At 66.7% G+C, this 20,357-nt stretch carries 21 protein-coding genes; 9 read left to right on the forward strand and 12 right to left on the reverse strand.

The genetic code is table 11. The features are described 5' to 3' along the window. Nucleotides 1–2: 2 nt before the first annotated feature. On the forward strand, nt 3–911 hold the full coding sequence (locus tag OG874_RS09480) for an NADP-dependent oxidoreductase (protein ID WP_330254742.1): 909 nt from the start codon (nt 3–5) through the stop codon (nt 909–911). On the opposite strand, the gene OG874_RS09485 is transcribed toward OG874_RS09480, so the two are convergent. The 3 genes from OG874_RS09485 to OG874_RS09495 all read right to left on the reverse strand — a co-directional run bounded on the left by OG874_RS09485 (nt 912) and on the right by OG874_RS09495 (nt 4,525). Further along, nucleotides 912–1,631, reverse strand: a complete 720-nt coding sequence (locus OG874_RS09485) for a hypothetical protein (RefSeq protein ID WP_330254743.1) — start codon at nt 1,629–1,631, stop codon at nt 912–914. A 1,327-nt stretch (nt 1,632–2,958) separates the two neighbouring features. Next, nucleotides 2,959–3,711 (reverse strand): L,D-transpeptidase, encoded by a 753-nt coding sequence (locus tag OG874_RS09490; RefSeq protein ID WP_330254744.1) that lies wholly within the window; start codon nt 3,709–3,711, stop codon nt 2,959–2,961. A 181-nt stretch (nt 3,712–3,892) separates the two neighbouring features. Beyond that, nucleotides 3,893–4,525 (reverse strand): cyclodeaminase/cyclohydrolase family protein, encoded by a 633-nt coding sequence (locus OG874_RS09495; protein WP_330254745.1) that lies wholly within the window; start codon nt 4,523–4,525, stop codon nt 3,893–3,895. A gap of 117 nt (nt 4,526–4,642) precedes the next feature. On the opposite strand from OG874_RS09495, the gene OG874_RS09500 reads away from it, so the two are divergent. Further along, nucleotides 4,643–5,680 carry an LLM class F420-dependent oxidoreductase gene (locus OG874_RS09500; RefSeq protein ID WP_330254746.1) on the forward strand — a complete coding sequence of 346 codons (1,038 nt, stop codon included), beginning with the start codon at nt 4,643–4,645 and terminating at the stop codon, nt 5,678–5,680. Nucleotides 5,681–5,731: 51 nt separating this feature from the next. Here the strand turns inward: OG874_RS09500 and OG874_RS09505 are convergent, their stop codons facing one another. Next, nucleotides 5,732–6,064 (reverse strand): STAS domain-containing protein, encoded by a 333-nt coding sequence (locus OG874_RS09505; protein WP_330257238.1) that lies wholly within the window; start codon nt 6,062–6,064, stop codon nt 5,732–5,734. A 342-nt stretch (nt 6,065–6,406) separates the two neighbouring features. Between OG874_RS09505 and OG874_RS09510 the strand changes: the two genes are divergently transcribed. Next, nucleotides 6,407–6,724: a LuxR C-terminal-related transcriptional regulator gene (locus OG874_RS09510; RefSeq protein WP_330254747.1), complete on the forward strand. Its 318-nt coding sequence runs from the start codon at nt 6,407–6,409 to the stop codon at nt 6,722–6,724. 49 nt (nt 6,725–6,773) lie between these two features. Here the strand turns inward: OG874_RS09510 and OG874_RS09515 are convergent, their stop codons facing one another. The 6 genes from OG874_RS09515 to mftR all read right to left on the reverse strand — a co-directional run bounded on the left by OG874_RS09515 (nt 6,774) and on the right by mftR (nt 12,355). After that, nucleotides 6,774–9,110 carry a SpoIIE family protein phosphatase gene (locus OG874_RS09515; RefSeq protein WP_330254748.1) on the reverse strand — a complete coding sequence of 779 codons (2,337 nt, stop codon included), beginning with the start codon at nt 9,108–9,110 and terminating at the stop codon, nt 6,774–6,776. A gap of 173 nt (nt 9,111–9,283) precedes the next feature. After that, the gene (locus OG874_RS09520) at nt 9,284–9,922 is read right to left on the reverse strand and encodes a SpoIIE family protein phosphatase (protein WP_330254749.1); all 639 of its coding nucleotides are present in this window, start codon (nt 9,920–9,922) and stop codon (nt 9,284–9,286) included. Next, nucleotides 9,915–10,340 carry an ATP-binding protein gene (locus tag OG874_RS09525; RefSeq protein ID WP_330254750.1) on the reverse strand — a complete coding sequence of 142 codons (426 nt, stop codon included), beginning with the start codon at nt 10,338–10,340 and terminating at the stop codon, nt 9,915–9,917. Before OG874_RS09525 ends, OG874_RS09520 begins: the two co-directional genes overlap by 8 nt. Further along, nucleotides 10,318–10,707, reverse strand: coding sequence for an STAS domain-containing protein (locus OG874_RS09530; RefSeq protein WP_330254751.1), 390 nt, complete (start codon nt 10,705–10,707; stop codon nt 10,318–10,320). Before OG874_RS09530 ends, OG874_RS09525 begins: the two co-directional genes overlap by 23 nt. Before the next feature lie 12 nt (nt 10,708–10,719). After that, nucleotides 10,720–11,628: an STAS domain-containing protein gene (locus OG874_RS09535; protein WP_330254752.1), complete on the reverse strand. Its 909-nt coding sequence runs from the start codon at nt 11,626–11,628 to the stop codon at nt 10,720–10,722. Nucleotides 11,629–11,701: 73 nt separating this feature from the next. Continuing rightward, nucleotides 11,702–12,355: a mycofactocin system transcriptional regulator gene (mftR, locus tag OG874_RS09540; protein WP_330254753.1), complete on the reverse strand. Its 654-nt coding sequence runs from the start codon at nt 12,353–12,355 to the stop codon at nt 11,702–11,704. A gap of 55 nt (nt 12,356–12,410) precedes the next feature. On the opposite strand from mftR, the gene mftE reads away from it, so the two are divergent. Both mftE and mftD read left to right on the forward strand, forming a co-directional pair. Continuing rightward, complete coding sequence (gene mftE, locus OG874_RS09545) at nt 12,411–13,142, forward strand: mycofactocin biosynthesis peptidyl-dipeptidase MftE (protein ID WP_330254754.1); 732 nt, start codon at nt 12,411–12,413, stop codon at nt 13,140–13,142. Then, nucleotides 13,139–14,353: a pre-mycofactocin synthase MftD gene (mftD, locus tag OG874_RS09550; protein ID WP_330254755.1), complete on the forward strand. Its 1,215-nt coding sequence runs from the start codon at nt 13,139–13,141 to the stop codon at nt 14,351–14,353. The genes mftE and mftD overlap by 4 nt, the downstream gene beginning before the upstream one ends. A 34-nt stretch (nt 14,354–14,387) precedes the next feature. Here the strand turns inward: mftD and OG874_RS09555 are convergent, their stop codons facing one another. After that, a complete protein-coding gene (locus OG874_RS09555) occupies nt 14,388–14,858 on the reverse strand; it encodes a MarR family winged helix-turn-helix transcriptional regulator (RefSeq protein ID WP_330254756.1) in 471 nt (156 codons plus the stop codon). A 232-nt stretch (nt 14,859–15,090) separates the two neighbouring features. On the opposite strand from OG874_RS09555, the gene OG874_RS09560 reads away from it, so the two are divergent. The 4 genes from OG874_RS09560 to OG874_RS09575 all read left to right on the forward strand — a co-directional run bounded on the left by OG874_RS09560 (nt 15,091) and on the right by OG874_RS09575 (nt 18,638). Next, complete coding sequence (locus OG874_RS09560) at nt 15,091–16,767, forward strand: fumarate hydratase (RefSeq protein ID WP_330254757.1); 1,677 nt, start codon at nt 15,091–15,093, stop codon at nt 16,765–16,767. Nucleotides 16,768–16,910: 143 nt separating this feature from the next. Next, nucleotides 16,911–17,339, forward strand: a complete 429-nt coding sequence (locus tag OG874_RS09565; RefSeq protein WP_330254758.1) for a hypothetical protein — start codon at nt 16,911–16,913, stop codon at nt 17,337–17,339. Nucleotides 17,340–17,454: 115 nt separating this feature from the next. Continuing rightward, complete coding sequence (locus OG874_RS09570; protein WP_330254759.1) at nt 17,455–17,655, forward strand: hypothetical protein; 201 nt, start codon at nt 17,455–17,457, stop codon at nt 17,653–17,655. Between the two features lie 470 nt (nt 17,656–18,125). Then, nucleotides 18,126–18,638 carry a M15 family metallopeptidase gene (locus tag OG874_RS09575; protein WP_442943321.1) on the forward strand — a complete coding sequence of 171 codons (513 nt, stop codon included), beginning with the start codon at nt 18,126–18,128 and terminating at the stop codon, nt 18,636–18,638. A 373-nt stretch (nt 18,639–19,011) separates the two neighbouring features. Here OG874_RS09575 and OG874_RS09580 read toward each other — a convergent pair whose 3' ends face one another. Next, nucleotides 19,012–20,352, reverse strand: coding sequence for an MFS transporter (locus OG874_RS09580; RefSeq protein WP_330254760.1), 1,341 nt, complete (start codon nt 20,350–20,352; stop codon nt 19,012–19,014). Nucleotides 20,353–20,357 lie beyond the last annotated feature (5 nt).

The raw sequence follows: 20,357 nt of genomic DNA on the forward strand, positions 1-20,357 counted from the left end.
GCATGCTGGCAATCACGCAACAAACATTCGGTGGTCCCGAGGTCCTGGAAATCGTCGAGGTCGATCGGCCCAGCGCCGGGCCGGGCGAGGTGGTGGTGCGGGTCGCCGCCACCGGTATGAACGCGGCGGACTGGAAGCTACGATCCGGGCTGGTGCGCAAACTGGGGGATCCGCCGTTCACCCTCGGATTCGACGTGTCCGGGATCGTCGACGAGGTCGGCGCGGGTGTCGAGCGATTCCAGCTCGGGGACGAGGTCTACGGCATGGTGCTGAGCCGTTCCGGTGGGTACGCGGAATACGTGGTGGCACAGGCCGACATCCTCGCGCCCAAACCCGCGATCATCGATCACATCCACGCCGCCGCGCTCCCGACCGCGGTGTTGACGGCTTGGCAGGGACTTGCCGGAGTCGTTGCCGGACAACGCGTACTGGTGCACGCGGCCGCGGGTGGTGTCGGGCATTTCGCGGTGCAGCTCGCGAAGGATCGCGGCGCGTACGTGATCGGCACGGCTCGTGCCGCCAAACACGAATTCCTGCGCGAGCTGGGCGCGGATGAGGTGATCGATTACACGACAACCGATTTCGCCGACGCGGTGCGCGATATCGACCTCGTCTTCGATCTCGTCGGCGGAGCGTACGGCTCGCGGTCGCTGCCGGTACTCCGCGCGGGCGGTCGCCTCATCGATGCGCAGGGCAACGATGCCGAGGACGATCCACGATACGAGCGGCTGTATGTTTCACCATCCGGCAACGACCTGCGGGATATCGCCGACTTGCTCGAACACGGGCGGTTGCGCGTCGAGATCGATCAGGTGCTGCCGATGGCCGAGGTGGTCAAGGCGCATCAGCTGAGCGAATCCGGGCGCGTGCGCGGGAAAATCGTACTGGTGCCCTGGAATTCGCCCGCCTGACTACTGCGCCGCGCCGATCCCGGTGATGAGCGTTTTGATGCCCATACGCGCGGTCGTGACGACCTGGGGCTTGTAGGTGATCAACTGCGCATCGGGTCGGTGCTCGGTCACCTGCACCAGGTACTGGCCGACGAACGCGCCGGGCGAGATGCTGATGCAATGCATGGTGCCGACGGGTATTCCATCGATGCCCTGCTGAATCGTCGCGGCGGGGGAGACGGATGCGTTGGGTGACACGAACTCTCGGGCCGCCTCGCCGGACCGGGTGACGTAGTACGCGTACTGGAAGGCGAAGATGATGGCCGGTCCGGAATCCATACCGCCGGCCCCATTGCCCTGAATGCTGTCGCCGACCCGCTCGGCCGGGCATTCCGCCGTGGGCGTCGGTCCGGACACCGCGACCTGACTCGGACTCGACGATGCCACCGTCGCCGGTCCCGGATCCGGGCGTAACTGCACGAACCCCACCACAACCAGCCCAGCCGCTGCGACCGACCCGACCAGCACGGGCACCCACCGCCGCTTCGACTGATTCCGCCCGGACCGGTCGATCATGGCCGCGAGCGCCTCCTCGTGCCGGAAGTAGTCCAATGCGAGCGGAATCGGCTGCTCGTCGACCCATTCGGACCAGTCGCTCTGGTAGTCCGGGGCGTGCTGGATGGTGTCCCCGTCGATGGAGCCGGGGTGAATGGTGTTCTGCCGCATCACACCGTCGGGCACGTGCTGACCATGATCCTGCGCGTCAGGGTTCTGGTCACGCTGAATGGCCGCTGTGTTGAAGCCGGCATGAATCGGGTTCTGCCGCACCGGATCTCGCTGGGGCGGGGCCTGTCGTCCCCGGTTCTGGGCAACGGACGCGGGCTGGTTCGGGTCGTGCGAGCCAGGCGTGTGGTGAATGGGGTCCGGCAAGGTGAGCGCCCGCTCCCGCTGCGGCGGCGCAGGGTTGTGTCGGTTCGTAGGCTGCGATGCCGGCGCGCGATGCGTGTCCTGCGGGGAAGGCGTCTGCCAGAGATCCTGCTGGGCAGCGGCCGGGTGCATCGAGACAGGCGGGGGCGGAGTCCGTCGCGTCGGGGCTGCCTGGTTCGGTGCCGCTTGCCTTGCGCCCTGTTGATCGGGCCCCCGGCGGCCGGGACCTTGCTGGACCGGTACACGCCGGAGTGGACCGGTGTCCATCGGCGTTTGGTCAACCGGTACGCGGCGCAGCGGTCCGGATTGGTCGCTGGGCAGGGCGGCGAGTGGTCCTGTGTTCGTCGGTGCCGTATCGATCGGAACTCGGCGCAGCGGTTCCGATTGTGTTGTGGCCTGGTCGGTCGGTACTCGCCGCAGCGGGCCCGTACCGGTCGGGGCTTGGTCGGTCGGTACTCGACGGAGTGGCCCCGTGCTGGTCGTGGTCTGCTCGCCGAAGAATCGGCGGAACGGATTCGTGACGTCGGCTTGCTCGCGCGGAATTCGAGGAATCGGCCCGGTCTGTGCCGAATCCTCGTCGATCGGAAGGTGCCGGACGTGGTCGGTATTCGGGGCCTGGTCGATCGGAATCCGGCGCTGCGGACCCGTATGCGTCGGAGTCCGGTCGGCGGGAGACTGCGGGATCGGGCCGCGACTGTTCGGGGGCTGGTTCGTGGGGGCGGGGTGCGTCGGGGCTTGCCGGATCGGCGGTCGGCCCGTGGGTGCTTGCTCGATCGGGCCCGGGCCGTTGGTGGCATACTCGACCGAATCTTGGTGCAGCGGAGCGTGATCGGCGGGAAACCGGCCCACCGGGCCTTGTGGAATCGAGCCCCCGGGTGCGGGACCTCGGCGCATCGGCACTTGGCGAGGTGGGTTCGGAGCTTGGTATGCCCTCGGGTCAACGAGCGGGTCAACGCTCGGTTGCGGCCCGGTATGCGGCCGCGAGGTCATATCCGGTCGGTCCATCGCCCCACCTTCATCAGGTCATACCTTCAAGTGTGTCCCGCAGTTGTATCAACCCCGGCAGGATACTGCCAGCTTTGCTGCGGCCCACGAACTCGAGGGGCGGTGTCGCGGAGGAAAATGGAATATTGACGATTTACTACCAGTGCACAGTGACCGGATCGCCGACGCCGAGCGTCTCGTAGACCCAGGAGGCGTCGTCGGGGGCCAGGTTGATGCAGCCGTGGCTGACATTGGCATTACCCTGCGAGTCCACCGACCACGGTGCGGAGTGCACGAAAACGCCGCCCCAGGTGAGACGTTCGGCGTACTCGCCGTTGATGACGTACCCCTCGGGCGAGCTCAGCGGAATCCCGATGGTGCGGGAATCGAAGACGACCGAACGGAACTTTTCCAGCACCGGGAAGGTACCGGTCGGGGTCTCCCAGCCTGGCTTACCCATCGACGCGGGCATCTGCCTGGCGACCGCCCCGCCGATGCTCAGAGTGAAGGTGTGTGCCGACATATCGGCCTCACCGATCACGCCCGCATTGGTGCGGAACTCCGTACGCGCGTTGCCGACCTGAACCGTGATCGGCGCCCGAGCGGGCAGGAAATTCGTTGGCGCCCAAGTCAGTTCACGATCGCTCGCCCACGAGAAGGTGCCCGACAGCGAATCCGTAGCGCGGATGTCGACCAGCCGTTCGGCCCGTTCGCGGTTGGCGACCGGGTCGGCGAATCGGATGGTCACCGGTGCCGCGATGCCGACTTCCTGGCCTGCCGACGGGGTGACTGCTGACACCACGTCGACACCGGGTTTGAGAATCGTTGTGGCGATCGCCGCTCCGGAACCGAACGCGGCCAGGGCCACGACTACGGTCGCGAGCAAGAGATATCTGAGTGCGCTCCTCATGGCGCCACCCCTTCACGATGGTGTGGGACGCAGAAATCCATTCTAGGACTTCATGATCAACTCGACGTACCGGTTCTGTAACGGCCATCGACGCCCACAGTTTTCGCCTATAGAGCCGGCATACCCGCGATCGAATCGGTCAAACGACCAGACTCGAGTACGACCGTTCGGTGACAGTGACTCAGCCGCGCACGGCGTGCAGTACGTCTGCGTGCAGCGCATCCGCCCGTGCGGTGATCTCATCGATGCGGATCAACACCGTCGCGAACTTATCGCCGTGCTCGGCGCTCAGCGAACCGACATTGATCTCGATATTGAGCTGCGAGCTGGTGGCCGCGGCGCGGGCGGCATCGGCGGCCGCGCCGATATCGGTGACCACATTCGGATTGCCGATCGGCAGCAGTTCCGCGGCGAGCGAGAGCACCTCATCGGCCTCGTCGACGACGGCGGCGGGCACCCGGGCGGCCTCGATCAACGCGGCGGTGATGGCATCGGTGCGCGCCGCGGTCTGCTCAGGGGTCTCCTTGGGCAGCTTGTAGGCGTTGCCGACGGCGGTGAACGCGGCGGCGTCGGCATCGGCCAGGGCGAGCGCGCGCTCGCGGGCCGCGTCGGCGGCCTCGATGATGCGGTCGACGACCGGCCGGTGCTCGGCGTCCTTGGCCCGGGTGGTGTAGCGCGCGACCATCGCCACCAGCGCCGCGCCCTGTGCGGCGTGCAGTGCCGCGACGGCGCCGCCACCGGGCGCGGGGACCTTTGCGGCCAGGTCGGTCAGGTACTGCGTGAGTGTGGCCTCAGCGAAGGAGGGCTGCGACACGGCTGGTGGCCTTTCGTTTTCCTGCGACGGCAGTGGAGAACTACCGCGAATACGCTACCGCCCGCGCCCGGGCGGCCGGTGCGCGCCCGGTACGTAGCTGCGGTTATGTTGAGTGTTATGCGGATCGGATTGAGCATCAACTACGCGGGCGGCTTCAAAGAGGCGGCGGCCGAGGTGACCGACCTCGAAAAGGCCGGACTCGACATCGTGTTCGTGCCGGAGGCGTACTCGTTCGACGCGGTGAGCGCACTCGGGTATCTGGCGGCCAAGACGACACGGCTGCAGCTGGCCTCGGGCATCCTGCAGATCTACACCCGTACCCCCAGCCTAACCGCGATGACCGCCGCGGGCCTCGATTTCGTCTCCGACGGCCGCTTTGTGCTCGGTCTCGGCGCGTCCGGCCCACAGGTGATCGAGGGCTTCCACGGCGTGCCCTACGACGCGCCGATCGGCCGCACCAGGGAACTGGTGGAGATCTGCCGCAAGGTGTGGCGTCGGGAGCGGCTGGAGTATCAGGGCAAGTACTACCAGATCCCGCTGCCCGCGGATAAGGGCACGGGCTTGGGCAAGGCACTCAAGCTGATCAACCACCCGGTGCGCGAACGCATTCCGGTGCTCCTGGCCGCACTCGGCCCGAAGAATGTGGAGCTGGCCGCGGAGATCGCCGAAGGCTGGCAGCCGATCTTCTTCGTACCGGAGAAGGCCAAGGAAATCTGGGGCCAATCCCTGGATGCTGGTCTGGCCAAGCGTGATCCGAGCCTCGGCGAGCTCGACGTCTACGCCGGGCCCGCGCTGGCCATCGGCGAGAACGTCACGCCGCTACTGGAATTCGTGAAACCGCATCTGGCGCTCTACATCGGCGGCATGGGTGCGAAGGGCAAGAACTTCTACCACACGCTGGCCACCAAGTACGGCTACGGTGCCGAGGCAGACCGCATCCAGGAGCTGTACCTGGCGGGCCAGAAGGAAGAGGCCGCGAAGGTGGTGCCGGACGATCTGGTCCGCGATATCTCGCTGGTCGGCCCCGCCGGATTCGTCAAGGAGCGGATCGCCGCGTTCCGCGAGGCGGGCGTCACGGTGCTGAATGTGAACCCGATGGCGGCGACCTCGGCTGAGCGCGTCAAGTTGATCGAGCAGCTGCGCGAATTGTGCTGAACTGAACGATCCCGGCCCCGCCTGGTAGCGGCGGCCGGGATCGTGGGTCTGTCAGCGCAAACTGGCCAGTGCCTCGGCCAGGGTGGAATGCAGTGCGAATACCTGATCCAGACTGGTCATCTTGAGCTGACGGCTAGTGGCCGGGCCGTCGGCGACAACCGCGATGGTCGTCGCTTCCCCGGCCCGCTGATGGGCCGCGACCAGGGTCGCCATCCCCGCTGAGGCGAGGAAGCTGACCGCGTTCAGATCGATGATCAGGACCCCAGGTTTACTGCTGAGGATCGCCTCGATTGTATTCTCCAGCGCTGGCGCGGTCGCCAGATCTACCTCGCCGGACACCGTGAGCACCGTCGCACCGTCCTGTGCCTCGACCGTGGTGGTCATCGTGTCCGCGAGAGGATACGCGTCTCCGGAAGTGTTGGTCACATCATCACCACACACAAATCTCGGCGAATTGGCAACCTCGGAGTGTTCATAGGTCAGACCCTACCGTAGGGAGCCACTAGCGGTCGGCGTTGCGGCGCTGGCGGATTCCGCTCGTCGCGCTCGCAGTGCGCAAACCCACCGAGCTGCGGGCACCGCGGGCGTGCGCCCACGGTGCCCGCGGGCACGGCTCAGCGAGTGAGTCGGCCGTGTTGGATCAGGGCCGAGGCGAGTGCGGCGAGAGCGGCATCGGCGCCGGACAGGGCCGGCCCCCAGGTGGTCCCGTCGGTCCAGTCGAATGGGATGCGCGCGGAGCGGGAACCGGTCCCGGCCGAGCGCACCGAGGCCTCCGCACGGTGGGAAGCGCTGACGGCGGCGGAACAAGAGGTTGCCCTGCTGGCGGCCGCGGGATTCGCGAATACCGCCATCGCCGCGCGCCGGGGCAGCTCGTTCAAGACCGTCGGTGCCCAGATGACCGCGATATTCCAGAAATTGATGATCGGCGCACGCGGCGAGATCATCCAGTTCGTGCCCGAACGCCTCCGCGACCGGGTGCGCGAGGAATCGGCTCGGCGCCCGGCTCGGCGGCCCCCGGGGCCCCGGACGTCACGACAGCGGTGACCGGTCCGCCGGTTGTCCTGGTGTCGGAGCAACCGTCAGGGCCGGAGGTTCATCCGGAAGCCTGGCGGTTCGTGCCGCGAAGTGGGTTCGCTACGGGGGATTTGATCGCGGGCAACGTTACCGACATGCGGACGCGGGTGCCCGACCCACTGTGGTCTATCTCCAATTCTTCGGTCAATGCGCGCATCATGTCGATACCGCGCCCGCGCGGACCCGGATCGGCCGAGCGTGGTTTCCATGTTCCGTTGTCGGTGACCAGAATGACGACCTTTTGGGTGTCGCATTCGGCGGTCAGTTCGACGAGGCCGGGGTCGGCGGCGGCTTCGGTGGGGCTCGCGGAACGGCCGAGGAGTTCGGCCGTCGAGCCCATCGCGCGGTTGGCCCGCCCACCATTGCGGTAGGCGTGTTCGATGCTGTTGGTGCAGGCCTCGTTCGCCGCTGCGATCAGATCCGAGGCGAGATCGTGCGGTACCGCGGCGGCGGCCAGCCAGGTCTTGAGCCGCTTGCGCATGGCCGAGAGCTGATCCGGGTTGGCCGGAATCCCCAGTCGCAGCGGCGCGGGTGGTTGGCGGTAGACCACCATGGCGACATCGTCGTCGTAGCCGGCGGCCGGGCGTAGTCGGGACAGCACCGCGTCCGCGACCTCGCGCGGCAATTTGCCCGGCGTATCCGCGAGTACCCCGGAGATCTTGGCGAAGCTGTCATCGATATCGACGCCGCGCTGTTCGACCAGGCCGTCGGTGAACAGCACCAGTGTCGAACCCGGGGTGAGCGCGGTGGTGGCCTCGGGCCGGCGTGGGGTATCGAAGGTGGCCAGCGGTACGGCCCGGCCGCCCTCGAGCAGCCTGCCCGGCTGGCCGACATCGGCCAGAATCGGCGGCATATGTCCCGCACTGCTGTAGCGGACCAGCCCGCGCACCGGATCGAGCACGGCGGCGCACACCGTCGTGCACATCGCGCCGGGAATCCGGCCCGCGACCGTATCGAGTTCCGCGAGCAGCTGTGCCGGACCCGCGCCACGCAGCAGCAGAGCCCGTGCGGCCGTGCGTAATTGGCCCATCACCACGGCGGCGGACAGACCACGTCCGACACAGTCGCCGACCACGACGCCAATGGTGCCGTCGCGCAACGGAACCACGTCGTACCAGTCGCCGCCGATCTCCAGCGGCGGCAGCGCGGGTTCGTAATGCACCGAGAACCGCGGCGGCAGTTCGATCGGACCGAGCATGGCGCGCTGCAGCGTCAGTGAGGTCGAGCGCGCCTGATCGAAGTTGCGTGCCCGCTGCACCGCCAGACTGAGATGTCCGATGAGCAGCGAGAACAACGTCCAGTCCGCCGCGCTGATGGCGCGTGGCGCGGCGAAGTGCAACCACAGCCCCGCATCGCCGGTCTCGCCGAGCGGGGCGACGATGCCCTCGGAGCTCTCGGCGCCCTCCGGAATCGCGAACAGGCTGCGCGGCGGCCTGCGTCGCGCCCGCTCCAGCAGCGTCCTGGCGCGCGCGTCGAGCACCGTGCCGTCCGGATCGCCCTCGTTGCCCGAGACGTACACCTCCGGCCCGGTATTGCGATTGGGCCACACCATCACCACGGCGGTTGCCGCGCCCACGGTGCGCCGCAGTTCGTCGAGCCCGACGGCGAGCACCTCGACCACGCTGGTGGCCGCGCCGACGGCGGTCGCCAGCCGGGAGGCCGCCTGATCGCGGGCCTGTGCGTCGTGTTCGGCGGTGACATCGCGGATGGTGCCGACGAAGATCTGCTCGTACTTCTCCGGTTCGACCAGCGCGCTGGTGCTCACCGCCAGCCACACCGTGCGGCCGTCGCGGTGTTTGACCGGAATCACGAAACGCTGTGCCTCGCTACCGAGATCGGGATATCGCGGACCCTCGGGCTTGGACCAGGGATGCGGCAGCGGGAACGGAAGTTCGGCCGCGCCGTATCCGGTCAGCGCGCCGAACGCCGAGTTGACCTCGATGATGGTGCCGCGCGCGTCGGCCACGAAGAAGCCGTCCTGCAGCGACTCCACCAGTGCGGTCCGGAAGGCGTCGCGGCCCGCGAGATCGTCCGCGCGCGTGCGCTGTTGCTCGGCGCGGCGGGTGCCGTCGATATAGCCGCGGGTGGCGATATCCAGGGCCGCGAGGGTCTGCAGTAGGAATTCCAGTGCGGTCTCGGCACGTTTGGCCGTCTCGTCCTCAGTGGCGGTGGACGATTCCGCGGCTTGCACTACGCGGTAGTGGTTTTCGGTGAGATCGAGCAGACTGATGCCCTCGACGAGGGCGCGGCGGCCGAGTTCGTAGCCCTCCGCCAGACCGGCTTGCGTGGGTGAGGTCAAGTGTCGCCGTAGCGCGTCTGCGTAGGCGTCGAGGAATGCGGCCAGCGCCGCGCTCATGCCTGCGCCTCGCTGGCGCTCGGCTCCGGCATGACCGCGATGGCGGCTGCGCCTGTTGATCGCTCGCTGCGCTCGCTCATGCCTGCGCCTCGCTGGCGCTCGGCTCCGGCATGAGCGCGATGGCGGCTGTGTCTGTTGATCGCTCGCTGCGCTCGCTCACTTTATCCCGCCGTTCACCCTGGTGCCTCCAGTGCCCCGCCCCGGTGGCGTGCCGCGAGCACCAGTGCGTCGTCGGTGTCCTTGGCATGCCTGGCCAGGATTTCGGCGGTGATCTCGGCGGTGGATTTGGACAGATCAATGCCGCTGTCGGCGGATTCGGTGACGATACCGTCGGTGGACATCAGCAACAGATCGCCCGCGCGCACCGGGACGGTCTGGGCTTGTAGGTTCTGGGGTAGCCGATAGCCGACGATGCCACCGGTCAGCAGGACCGTCGCGCGCATGGTGACGCCGATCGGCCCCGCGGTCAGAATCCGGGATTCGACATTGCCGACGCCGAGCCAGTGCACCGTATCGGCGGCGCCGAACAGCGCCAAAGAGACTGCGGCACCGCGGGTGTCGGACATTGCCCGGTGGCAGAGCACCATCAGGACATCCAGCGGTTCGGCGCGGTTCTCCGAGAGCACCTGCGCTGCGCGATCGGCGGCGTCGGCGGCGGCGGCGCCGTGGCCGAGTCCGTCCAGGACGGCGAAGAGCACCGAGCCGTCGCCCGCATCGAGGACGACGCCGCGATCACCGGAGACCCGCTGCCCGGGCAGCGCGCGACCGGCCACCGCCCACTCGATCCGGTCGATGATCCCGTCCTCATGCACCGTTGGGTACCCACTTCCACATCTCCACCAACGTGCCGCGGCCGGGTGCGGATTCGACGGTCAGCCGATCCATCAGCCGGCGCGCGCCGGGCAGGCCGAGTCCGAGACCGCGGCCGGTGGAGTACCCGTCGTCGAGTGCGCGGGCGATATCACGGATGCCGGGTCCCTGGTCCTCGGCCTGGACGACCAGTGCCTGTCGACCCTCCCGGTCATCGACCAGCAAACGTATTTCGCCGCTGCCCGCATAACTGGTGATGTTGCGGGCGATCTCGGAGATCGCCGTCGAGATCATGGTCATATCTGTCAGAGAAAATCCGAGCTTGGCCGCCAGCTCGCGTCCGGCTTGACGTGCGATCACGATGTCACCCGACACCTTGACCGCGATCACCAAGTTCTCAGCGGCCACTGTCACGACCATCTCGCTGGCGACGGGCCGGGGTTTTGGCGTTCAGCCACGCCAAGCCCTCTTCCAAGTCGAGGGCGGTGTGCATGCCCTCGAAGGTGAGGCCGAGTTGCACCATGGCGAACGCGACTTCGGGTTGCAGTCCGACGATGACCGTTTCGGCACCGCGGAGCTGCGTCATGTGCGCGATGGTACGCAGCGATCTGGCCGCGAACGAATCCATCACGTCGATCGCGGTGACGTCCACGATGATTCCGTGTGCTCGGTATTTGCTGACCTGTTTCATCAGGTCGTCCTGGAGGCGCTCGGTATCCGCGTCGGTCAAGGCTGACTGAACCGACGCGATTAGATAGGTACCTTGTTTGAGGATCGGAACCGGCATAGGGGTGCCCGATCAGCGCCCATCGCGTTCGGTGAGCATTCGATCGGTCACCCGCGTCACCTCGTAGCCCAGTAAACGTTCCGCCTCTTCGATACCACCCTGGAGGTCACCGACCGCGTTCATCTTGGACAGGTCCAGGCCGATGGTCACCAGAGTGAGCGCGATCTCGGAGGACAGGCCGGTGATGATCACGTTGGCGCCCATCAGACCCGATGCGTCAACGGTCTGCACCAGGTGGTTGGCCACCGTGGAGTCGATCGCGGGCACACCGGTGATGTCGATGACGACGACCTTCGCGCGATTGGCGCGGATCGCGCGCAGCAGCTGTTCGGTGAGCTGGCGGGCGCGCTGCGAATCCAGCACGCCGATGATCGGCAGGATCAGCAGCTGCTCACGGACCTGGAGCACCGGGGTCGACAGCTCGCGAATAGCTTCCTGCTGTTGGCGGATGACACGTTCGCGTTCCTGCACGAACGAGATGGCCACGGTGCTCGCGATGCGGTTCGCCGCGGGCTCGTAGGCATCCAGTACGGCGTTCAGTAATTCGAAGTCGGCCTGGTATTTCTCGAACAGCGAGCGAGCCAGCACGTCACGCAGGAGCAGCACGATGCCGAGGACCTCGTCGGTCTCGACTCCTCTCGGAATGATGCGCTCGGACAGATCGCGCGCGTAGGCCTGCAGTGCCTCGACGCTACCGGTCACGAGGACCTCGACGTAGTTGTCATACATGGAGGTCGCCTCGGAGAAGATTTCCTCCGGGGTCATCGCGGTCAGCAGCTGGCCATCGGTGATGCGCCGGGCCCACTCTTCGCGCAGTGCGCTTCGATTCTGCCGCAGGTGCTCAACCAGCTGCGGAAGCAGGTTGTCGACCGGACCTACGGGCAGGGAATCCGCCGAAAGGCTCATGGACACCTCGGACATGGATACTCCAGCCCCTTTCGACGGGTTTGTTGGAATAGTCGTGCGTTCGGCTGCGAGCCGATACCGAGCCTAGTCATACCCCATCCCGGTCAACGCTGAAACCTGCGGTTAGCTCGATGGTAGATCCGGATTCCCGCTCGGGCGGGGCGAATCCGCGTGCCAGCGCCGCGAGCGCTTCGTCGAGGTAGACGGTGAGGTCGGCGTCGGCGCGGGCGAGCCAGGCGTCGAAGGCGGCGCGTGCGGCGGCCAGCGTGGTGCGGCCGACGGCGAGGGGGAGCAGCCCGTCCTCGGGCTCGCCGAGCCTGCGGGCGGCGAAGGCGCTCACGGCCTGTTCCCAGGCGTCGTAGTGCGCGCCCGCGGTGGCGGCGAGTGCGGGGATGACGCCGACCAGTTGCATGCGCATGCGCAGCTCGGGGACGTCCTCGGCGCGATATCGGTTGGCGTTCACCACAACTCGGCGCACAGCGGTCATCATCGGCACGTCGTCGGCAACGGTGGCGAAGGCCGCGCGCAGGGCCGCGACCTCGTCGTTGAACTGGTACCAGAGCACCTCGGCCTTGGTGGGGAAGTAACGAAAAAAGGTGCGGCCGCTGACGCCCGCGGCGGCGGCGATCTGTTCGACGGTGGTTTCGTCGAAGCCCTGTTCGGTGAACAACCGCATCGCGATCAGTTCGAGTTCGCGCTTGCTCGTACCGCGTGGACGGCCCCGCACCTTGGCATCTGTCACGGCTACAGACTATGTCGGGGTTGATTATGTCAGTGACTGACGATAATCTCGCGGCATGTCGGAAAGTGTCACGGAACACAGCGTTGCCGTGGCGCGACTCACCTGGCCGGAGGCGGGTGCGCGCGCCGCCGCGGGTGTGATCCTGGCCGTGCCGGTGGGAGCCACCGAACAGCACGGACCACATCTGCCGCTGTCCACCGATACCGATATCGCGGTGGCATTGTGCGCGCGGCTGGCCCGATCGCGGCCGGATGTGCTCGTGGCACCGGCGATTCCGTACGGATCCAGCGGTGAGCACGCGGGTTTCGCCGGCACGTTGTCCATCGGGCAGGCGGCGCTGGAGTTGCTGGTCGTGGAGCTGTGCCGGTCGGCCACCGATACTTTCGACCGCATCGTGCTCGTCAGCGGGCACGGCGGAAATCTCGAACCGCTGCGCAAGGCGCAGGAACTGCTGCGCACCGAGTCCAGGGACGTGCGGGTGTACATGCCGCGCTATCCGGGCGATCCGCACGCGGGCCGGTCCGAGACGTCGATGCAATTGGCACTGGGGCCGGCCGCAGTGCGAACCGAGTTGGCCGTCGCCGGAAATACCAGGCCGCTGGCCGAGATCCTGCCGCAACTGCGAGCCGGGGGCGTGCGCGCGGTGAGCGTCAACGGCGTGCTCGGCGATCCATCGGGCGCGAACGCCGAGGAGGGCATTGCCCTGCTCGAGCAACTGACTACTGACCTGCATGACCAGATCCGGCTGTGGTGGCCGGTGACTTCCCCGAAAGGACTCCTCTCGTGAACCCCTGGTTCGAAACCGTTGCCGAGGCGCAACGGCGGGCAAAGAAGCGACTGCCGAAATCGGTGTACGGCGCGTTGATCGCCGGATCCGAGCGGGGGCAGACCATCGATGAAAATCAGCAGGCCTTCGCCGAACTCGGTTTCGCACCACACTGCGCGGGCCCGATCGGCGACCGCGACCAGTCGACAACCATACTGGGACAGCAGCTTTCGATGCCGGTGCTGATCTCGCCGACCGGTGTGCAGGCGGTGCATCCGGACGGTGAGGTGGCCGTGGCGCGCGCGGCGGCGGCACGGGGCATCGCGATGGGGCTCAGTTCGTTCGCGAGCAAGCCCATCGAAGAGGTCATCGCGGCGAATCCGGCGACGTTCTTCCAGCTGTACTGGTGCGGCGGCAAAGACGAAATCCTGCAGCGGATGTCGCGCGCCAAGGCGGCGGGCGCGGTCGGGCTGATCCTGACCTTGGACTGGTCGTTCTCACACGGACGCGACTGGGGCAGTCCGGTGATCCCGGAAAAGCTGGACCTGAAGACGATGCTGAAGTTCGCGCCGCAGACCCTGGCGCGACCGCGTTGGCTGGCGACTTATGCACGCTCTGGGCACATTCCGGATCTCACCGCGCCGAATATGGCCGTCGGTGACGGTCCGGCACCGGGCTTCTTCGGCGCCTACGGCGAGTGGATGGGCACGCCGGCACCGGATTGGGCGGATGTGGCGTGGATCTGCGAGCAGTGGGGCGGGCCGGTCATGCTCAAGGGCGTGATGCGGGTCGATGATGCGCGCCGGGCGGTGGATGCCGGTGTCGCGGCGATTTCGGTGTCCAATCACGGTGGCAACAATCTCGACGGGACACCCGCCGCGATCCGGGCGTTGCCGGTGGTGGCCGAGGCGGTCGGGTCGCAGATCGAGGTGGTTCTCGATGGCGGTATCCGGCGCGGTAGCGATGTGGTGAAGGCGGTGGCGCTCGGAGCTCGCGCGGTGATGATCGGGCGGGCCTACCTGTGGGGCCTGGCCGCGAACGGGCAGGCGGGCGTCGAGAATGTGCTCGACATTCTGCGCGGCGGTATTGATTCGGCACTGTTGGGACTGCGCAAGACCAGCGTCGGCGATCTCGATCGCGGCGATCTGGTGGTGCCGGACGGATTCGAGCGGGCGCTGGGCGTATCGGCTGCTGCGGCATCGGCCCGCGCCGTGCGGTCGGCGTCGGCTTGATCGTTGGTGGTTCGGGTCTATCCCGGATCCGGGCCTATTCGGCGGCCGCGGCTTTTCGATGATGGGCGAGGAGCGTGTCGTAGATATCGGCGAGCGCGGCCAGTTGTTGGTGGTCGAGCACGTCCACCATATGTCTGCGCACGCTCTGCACATGTGCGGGCGCGGCCGTGGTCAGCACGTCGGCGCCGCGCGGGGTCAGTCGCGCGGCGGTGCGGCGCGCGTCGTCCGGGATCGGTTCCCTGGCGACCAGCGTGCGCTTCTCCATGCGGGTGATCTGATGGGAGAGCCTGCTCTGCGACCATTCGAGTTTGGCGGCGAGATCGGCGAAGGTGAGTCGGTGATCGGGTGCTTCGGCTAGGTAGGCGAGCACCGAGTATTCGACGTAGGTGAGGTTCGACTCGCGGGATGAGTCGCGCCCGACCGCGGCGGCGATGAGGTCTCGCGTGCGCACGTACCCCACCCACGCACGCATTTCGACATCATCGAGCCAGTGGGGATCGGTCACGAGAGAGCTCCAAACTCTGACATGTCATTGAATTGTCGCGTCGCATGGTGTCGCGCGACAACTGCCAGGACTGACAGGTAGCACTGCTGGGGTTGAACGTGCAACCTTTTGGGAGGATGCACCGAGTGAGGCTTGCCTAAGCAACGGTCGGCCCTGGATAACTGGATACGCTTCTTGTGCTCGTGACCAGCCTGTAACCTAAGCCCGCAGGCCCGCCCGAAGGAGTGCGTCCGTGACCGCGCCGGATTTCCGCTATTCAGATCTGCTGCCGATCGGCGCCGACGACACCCCGTACCGGTTGATCACCACCGAGGGCGTCAGCACTTTCGAGCACAACGGTCGCACCTTCCTGCAGGTCGAGCCGGCGGCGCTGCGCCTGCTGACCGCCGAGGCGATGCACGACATCAGCCACTACCTGCGGCCCGCGCACCTGTCCCAGCTGCGCCGGATCATCGATGATCCCGAGGCCAGCGGCAACGACCGCTTCGTCGCGCTCGATCTGCTCAAGAACGTCAACATCTCCGCGGGCGGCATCCTGCCGATGTGTCAGGACACCGGCACCGCGATCGTCATGGGCAAGAAGTCCGAGGGCGTGCTCACCGGCGTCGACGACGCCGAATGGATCAGCCGCGGCGTGTTCGACGCGTACACCAAGCTGAACCTGCGCTACTCGCAGCTCGCGCCGATCACCATGTGGGATGAGAAGAACACCGGAACCAATCTGCCGGCGCAGATCGAGTTGTACTCCACCGCGGGCGATCCCGCGCATCCGTCCTACAAATTCCTGTACATGGCCAAGGGTGGCGGTTCGGCCAACAAGTCGTTCCTGTACCAGGAGACCAAGGCCGTGCTCAATCCCACGCGCATGCTGGAATTCCTGGACGAGAAGATCCGCTCGCTCGGCACCGCCGCCTGCCCGCCGTATCACCTGGCGGTCGTAATCGGCGGCACCAGTGCGGAATTCGCTTTGAAGACCGCCAAATACGCCTCCGCGCACTACCTGGACACCCTGCCCACCGAGGGTTCCATGGCCGCGCACGCGTTCCGCGATCTCGAGCTGGAAGAGGAAGTCTTCAAGCTCACCCAGGAGTTCGGTATCGGCGCGCAATTCGGCGGCAAGTACTTCTGCCACGATGTGCGCGTGGTGCGCCTGCCACGCCACGGCGCCAGCTGCCCGGTGGCGATCGCGGTGTCGTGTTCGGCGGACCGCCAGGCGCTGGCCAAGATCACCCCGGAGGGTGTGTTCCTGGAGCAGCTCGAGCGCGAGCCCGCGCAGTACCTGCCGGAGCAGACCGACGCCATTCTCGGCGGCGATGTGGTCAAGGTCGACCTGAACCGGCCGATGGACGAAATCCGTGCCGAACTCTCGAAATACCCGGTGAAGACCCGGCTTTCGCTGACCGGGCCCCTGGTGGTGGCGCGCGATATCGCGCACGCCAAGATCAAGGAGCGGCTCGACGCGGGCGAGCCGATGCCGGAGTACCTGCGCGAGATGGCCGTGTACTACGCCGGTCCGGCCAAGACGCCCGAGGGCTACGCGTCCGGTTCCTTCGGTCCGACGACCGCCGGTCGAATGGACTCCTATGTCGATCAGTTCCAGGCGGCAGGCGGTTCGTTCGTCATGCTGGCCAAGGGCAACCGCTCCGCGCAGGTGACCAAGGCGTGCAAGGAGCACGGCGGCTTCTACCTCGGCTCCATCGGCGGGCCCGCCGCGCGGCTGGCACTGGACTGCATCAAGTCCGTCGAGGTGCTCGAATATCCCGAGCTCGGCATGGAAGCGGTCTGGAAGATCGAGGTCGAAGATTTTCCGGCGTTCATCGTAGTGGACGACAAGGGTAACGATTTCTTCGCCGAAACGCAGAAACCGATTGCGTTGCGGGTGCGGACTCGTTCGGCGGAACGCGTCTGAAACGCGGCTGAACTGGGTGTGACCGCAACCAGGGCATCGACGCGGACACAGCGATGTCACCCCGATCACCGGGGTGGCATCGCCGCTGGCGCGAGGCACTCTTGATCGGGGAAGCCTTTTGTCGATGGAGGTCGAGGAGGGCAATGAGTACGTCGTTTCGTATCTCGGAATCCGCCAGCCGTCGGTTGGCCGAACGTGCCGCTCGTGAGGGAACCAGTTCGGCCGCATTACTGAATCGTCTTATCCGGGAGGGTTTCGATCAGCTCGATCATCCCGGGATCGTGTTCCGCGGTCCCATCTCCGACCGTCGGGCCGCCCTGGCGGCGGGGCCGGATGTGTGGGAAGTTGTTGCGCGCCTACAGGAACTCGATGGGCCGGTGGAGCGCCGGATCGAGGTTTTGAGTCAGCAGTGCGATCTGCAGTCGCGGAAGATCAAGATCGCTATCGCGTACGCCAGGGCGCATGGGAGCGAGATCGTCGAGCGGATCGATCGGAATCGCGGGGCGGTCGCGGGGGCCGGATGTGTGGGGGAGTCGATCGGTCGCGCGGAGTGGGGGATTCGTCCGGTGTGACCGGTTGTGCGCGTTGGCGAGTGCGCAAGGTGCGCTTGCCCGCGTGGTTTCGGCGTTGCTCCGCTCGATTCGGGCGAGGGGCGGAAAGGCTTGCGGTGCAATAGGGTTGCTTCGTATGTGGGCGATCGTGGGGCGTTGGGTTGCCGATCAGGACGGTGGCTTCGGGGTAGTGACGACCGAGGCGTGCGAGGAGTTCGTCGTGCGCGACGCGGTGATCGAGTCGGACGCACCGCTGCGCGCTGGGGATCGGGTATGGCTCGAATTCGCATCCGGTGCCGAATCCACCTCGGTCACGAAACTCGTGAAGGCGCGGTAGTTTCCGGTTTCCAAGTGATAGCTGCGCCTTTACTCAGATGATCCACAACACTGGAATAGATTGTGGACAGCCAGATTTCCCCTGAGACAAATCGGGCGCGCCACAGGACGATTCGGACAATGACGACTTCTTCTCCTGTGGAAACTGGGGACAGCTATGTGAATTGCGTCCGTCCGGACACTGACCTGTCATTTGATTCGCCGGTGTGTTGCTACCGATGATCGTCAGTACGCGATGGGCCGCGGTGCAATGGCGCGTGTGTACCGATGCCGGCCGCCGTTTCTCGCGCCTCGGCAACGGCCCGCGGCCGGTCGGGAACACGTCGTTGTGAACCTGGCAGCCATGACGCCCGGGGAGCGAGTGTCGATCGCCGCGCCGACATGGTGGCGTGCTCGTCGCGGTGTGTCGTGCTCCGCGACGGCGAGTCGAGATGCGGGGTGCAGCGCCGGTGTGCCGTTACTATCCCTGGCATGTTGCTGAAGCGTCGTGCTCGGGTTTTGCTGGGTATCCCCGCTGCTGTCGTCCCGGCGGTCGTCGTCGTCATGCTGGCGGCGCCTGCGATGGCGGTGCCGGTTGACCAGCGGGAGTCGGTGGGATCGGCGAGTGGTACGGACGGGCTCGAGCTCGGGCTCGCCTTGGCGTACACGATGGCGGAGGACGAGGCGCACGCACAGGGTGTCGGCCTGTGGATCAACTCCGGCTACCGCACGCCGGCCGAGCAGCAGGCACTCTGGGACGACGGCGTCGCAACCTACGGCAGCCCCGACGCCGCCCGCCGCTGGGTTCTGCCACCCGAGGAATCCACCCACGTCCAAGGCCGAGCGATCGACGTCGGCCCCCAACCCGGCGCGCAATGGCTCGAAGCGAACGGCAACCGCTGGGGCCTTTGCCGCATTTACCAGAACGAGTGGTGGCACTTCGAACTCGCCACAGCCCCGGGCGGCGACTGCCCCCCGCTCCGCACCGACGCCAGCGAGCGCTGACCCGCCTCGCCAGCCACTAGCCCACCGCGAGCGACGCGAGTCGAACGGTGGCTCCGCCTCAACCCACCTTTTGACTTGCCTCGCCAGGACTGGGCGGCGACTGCCTGCGGCTGCGTGCGGACACCAACGAGTACGAGCCTGCTGCCGTCGGCAGCTATCAGGTCCTGACTGCGGCACTGGTTGGGGTGCGCACCCTTTGCCGTGACCTACACACCGTTTATTGAGGGTGTGAGGCTGAGACAAAGGGTGTGGTGACCGATGGCGGGCGCGCGGATCCAGTCGACAGCCCGCCCTCGACCGCGCCTCTTCGAAATCCTTGGAACGCACAGTGCAACCGCGGCCGGCCTGCCGATGAGGGGCTGTCGTCGGAGGATCAGCTGATGGGTGTGGGTTCAGTGGCGGCCTGCGGCTGGGGGTGGTCGTCATGGCTCGGGGCGGCTTCGTTGTCTCCGGGGGTGGGGAGCAACCAGAAGAGCACCGCGGTGCTGAGTGTGCTCAGTGCGCAGACCGCGGTGATGTAGCAGGTGACCGGGGTGGAGGTGGAGCCTGTGGTCCAGAGGGCGGTGGCGATCAGTGGGGCCAGGCCGCCGCCGAGGATTACCGAGGTCTGGACGATCAGGGAGGTGCCGGAGTAGCGGACCGATAGGGGGAAGAGTTCGGCGATGATGATGCCGCCGACGCTGTGGCTGATCGGGAGCGCGATGCCCATGCCGAGCAGGGCGAGGTAGGCGATGGCTTTGTTGCCGGTGTTCAGGAGGGGGAAGTAGGCGGCGCACCAGATCAGGAGGGCGGCGGTGCCGGCGAGGAAGATCCAGCGGGTCCCGTAGCGGTCGGCGAGTGCGCCCCAGAACGGCATGGTGGCGCACCAGATGATCGAGGCGATGATGACGCCGAGCAGCAGGAAGTTTCTGGTGAAGCCAAGGGTCTTGGTGCCGTAAGTCAGGGTGAAGATCATGAAGATGTAGACCACCGCCGAGGTCGCAATCGCCGCGAAGAGGATCAGTGTCAGTCGCGCCGGGCCGACCTTCAGTGCGTCGCGCAACGGGAAGGCGGCGACCTCGCCGCGCTGTACGAGCGCGGAGTAGGCCGCGGATTCGGTGATGGCCAGCCGGGCCACCAGACCGACCATCACCAGAACAGCGCTGAGCAGGAAGGGAATTCGCCAACCCCAGGCCAGGAACGCTGATTCCGGCAGCAACGCACTGGTGCCGAGGAAGACCGCGTTGGCCAGGATCAGCCCGGCCGGTGTCCCCATCTGCGGGAAGCTGGCATACCGGTTGAGCCGCCCGCGCGGCGCGTGCTCCATCGACAGCACGACCGCGCCCGCACCTTCACCACCGAGTCCGATTCCTTGCACCAGTCGCAGCGCGACAAGCAGTGCGGGAGCCCAGAATCCGATGCTGCCGTAGCTCGGAATGACCCCGATCATCGTGCTACTCACACCCATCAGCATCAGCGAGACGACCAGGGTGCTCTTGCGGCCGACCCGGTCGCCGAAGTGACCGAACAGCAGTCCGCCGATCGGGCGCGCACCGAAGCCGACGGCGAAAGTGCTGAAGGCTGCCAGGGTTCCGGCGGCGGGACTCAGCGACGGGAAGAACTGTTTGCTGAAGATCAGGGCCGACGCCGTGCCGTAGAGCATGAAGTCGTACCACTCCAGGGTCGTGCCGATGAGCGTGGCGAGGGCGACTCTGCGGTGGGGTGGTGCGGTCACTGGTA

The sequence above is a fragment of the Nocardia sp. NBC_00565 genome, assembly GCF_036345915.1.
GTDB lineage: Bacteria > Actinomycetota > Actinomycetes > Mycobacteriales > Mycobacteriaceae > Nocardia.